The sequence below is a fragment of the Vreelandella rituensis genome, from assembly GCF_003336665.1.
Lineage (GTDB): Bacteria > Pseudomonadota > Gammaproteobacteria > Pseudomonadales > Halomonadaceae > Vreelandella > Vreelandella rituensis.
The window spans coordinates 1-2,891 of record NZ_QPIJ01000124.1; the positions used below are offsets into that span (position 1 = coordinate 1).

Here is a 2,891-nt window from a genome sequence, read left to right on the forward strand (position 1 = left end):
AAAACAATATTGCATCGTTACCCCGTCAAGAAGACGTCAGATAGCCACAAAGCTCGGATTACGTAGTCGTAAAGCGCTAAATAATGACGCTACCGCGGGCGTGATGAATAAAGCGGGTTGAGAGACAGACATCGTTTTTCCAGACCTTCGATAACCACGCAAGGAACGATTGAAAATGCTCTTTTTCGAACAAGAGTTACAATGTAATATGGTTAGAGAAAATTCTGGAGGATTTATGCAAACCAGTAGCCCAAGAGTGTCAGTGATAGTTCCTACCTATTATGATTGGATGCGTCTGCAATTATGTGTGGTTGCTCTACAAAAGCAGTCGTTACCTCGCGATGCTTTTGAAGTGATAATTGTAAACAATGCACCCGGCGACATGCCTCCCCCTGATTTTTTCTTACCCAAAAATTACAAACTCATTTCAGAAGATAAAGCCGGCTCTTATGCGGCTAGGAATGCCGCTTTGAAAATTTCACGAGGGGAAATAATAGCGTTTACTGATTCTGATTGTATTCCTGACCCTTTCTGGCTTGAGTCAGCCGTTGCACGGCTTGATAATGGTGCTGAGCGAATAGCGGGCAAAATAGAGCTTTTCTTTCAAACGGACAAACTGAAAATTGTTGAAATTTATGAAAAGGCTTTCGGCTTTGATCAAAAGAAATATGCTCAATCCGGAGGTTCAGCGACGGCCAATATGGTAACTTGGTCAAAACATTTCGAGACGGTTGGATATTTTGACGATAGTCTCATGTCTGGTGGTGATAATGAATGGGGGTGGCGAGCAGAAGATAAAGGAATACCTATAGAATACACACCTGAAGTTATAGTAAACCATCCTGCACGTTCTGATATTAAGGCAATGCTTAAAAAGCGAAAGCGAGTTATTGGGGGTGCGGTAAAGCAGAATCAAGATAAAAAGAATAACTTTCTCTTGGTTCTTGTGAAAGGCTATGTTCCTCCGCGTAAAGCTTTAAAGCTATTTTTTGAAAAAGACTTGACTTCATCTGAAAGGTTATTGGCCTATTTTTTATGCTATTATTTTAAGGCTTATTCGACTACTTACAGGTTGGCTTTGTTATTGGGACTGGCCAAGCCGAAAAGATCTTAACTATTGTTTTAAGAGTGGCTCCGAAGAATAAATGTCTATGCCAAGAGCCATTATCGGCGCAAGCTCATAATGCTTTGTGCCTGGTCGGTGGCACCAGAATAGGCAGGCAGGGCAGTAGTCAATGCAGCGCTATCTTTCAGACGCGTACATGATGCGATGCAAATGGCAATGAAACGACGTTACTGAGGTTTCCAGCAGAGCCTGGTTTATGCAAACTGAATGCATTCAGGCAAAGAGGAATCTTTAGATGGATAGACCGAACGAACCCGCTGATTTGGAGCAGATGCTGGATCGACTCAGTGACGCCGAGGGAAGCCGGGATAAAACAGTCAGGGTTAGAGATGTGGTTGCCTCGATAGGCCGTAGGTCGTTCGGCCCGCTTCTGCTGTTTCCCGGGATTATTACCCTGTTGCCTGTGGTGGGCGATATACCTGGGGTACCTACCGTGATGGCAGCAGTGGTATTTATCGTGGCGGGCCAATTGGTGTTGGGGCGGCGTTATTTTTGGCTACCGAATTTGTTGCTGGACCGCTCCGTTGAAAAGCAGAAACTCCACAAGGCAATCAAGTGGATGCGGCCACCGGCAAAGTTTCTTGATCGCTTTCTTCGGCCGCGTTTGACGATTTTTACTAAAGGAATAGGCACCTATTCGATAGCCATTGCCTGCATTCTCATCGCGCTGGCGATGCCGCCGATGGAAGTGGTGCCATTTACTGCCAATGGCGCGGGGCTGGCGCTTACCTTGTTTGGCCTATCCTTGATGGCAAGGGATGGTCTGCTTGCGTTGCTGGCTTTCGCTTTCATGGCCGTGACACTGGGTTTCATCTTTTATTACTTCCTATGATTTTCACCCCTGGCCATGCTTGGAAAAATTGTTGGGTGGGAGTAGCAATATGCTACGAGCTTCTTGATTTCTGCCGGCAGAGGCAACTATGGTCGTGGTTTGAACAAAATCCTGCCGCATTCTGCGATTCGATTCTTTGAATGAATCGGCAGTTAAGGCAGGGCAAGGTGTCAGCCTTGCTTGTTCTTATCACTGGTTGGATATATAGTTTTCTTATGCCGATCATCCGTTCCGACTCCCTGGCGCTACATGTCACCAGTGCCGACCAACAGACCGCTCTGACGGATACGCTGGTACTGTATCGGCGATTGGTGCGCGATCTCATGACCGTGGCGTATACGCACTGGCCGCAGGTCGGCGTCTGCGAAGGGAACGCGGTGGTCGAGGTAATGGAACGGCTGATACATCCCACCCAAAAACGACCACAGGTACGCTACACGTACTTTGCTAAACGCTACTACAAATTTCCATCGTACCTTCGCCGTGTCGCTATCATGGATGCGGTCGGTCAAGTCCGCTCCTTCGTGACACGGTTTGAGGCGTGGCGCAGCGGTGATCGTAAACACCTGCACGCCAAACCACCGCGCCTGACATCCAGCACCAAGACCTTTCCGAGCCTTTACGGGAGCCAGTGCGCCAAGATCAATGCCGATGCCAGCCATGCCTTTATCAAGGTGCGACAGCATAATGATTGGGTCTGGATGGGATTTCGGCTCAAGGGAACATGCCGGTTCCGGGGGAAAGGCAAGGCCAAATCCCCGCTACTGACCACTAACGGTCGACAATGGCAGCTCTCGTTGCCCGAGCTGTTCGATCCACCCAAGCCCGCCAAAGGCGCCCCTGACCGGGTGCTGGCGGTGGATGTTGGCATTAACACGGCGGCGACCTGGGCGGTCGTCGATGCTCAAGGCACTGTCCACGCACGCGGGTTTC

The 2,891-nt window shown here is 48.8% G+C and carries 2 protein-coding genes and 1 pseudogene; all 3 read left to right on the top strand.

Translation table 11 applies throughout. From position 1 onward, the window contains the following. Positions 1 to 175: 175 nt before the first annotated feature. Positions 176 to 1,114, top strand: a complete 939-nt coding sequence (locus DU506_RS20900; protein WP_114488756.1) for a glycosyltransferase family 2 protein — start codon at positions 176 to 178, stop codon at positions 1,112 to 1,114. 247 nt (positions 1,115 to 1,361) lie between these two features. Next, positions 1,362 to 1,958 (top strand): exopolysaccharide biosynthesis protein, encoded by a 597-nt coding sequence (locus DU506_RS20905; protein ID WP_114488757.1) that lies wholly within the window; start codon positions 1,362 to 1,364, stop codon positions 1,956 to 1,958. A gap of 215 nt (positions 1,959 to 2,173) precedes the next feature. Next, positions 2,174 to 2,891 (top strand): annotated as a pseudogene (locus DU506_RS20910) (IS200/IS605 family accessory protein TnpB-related protein); the annotation flags it as partial.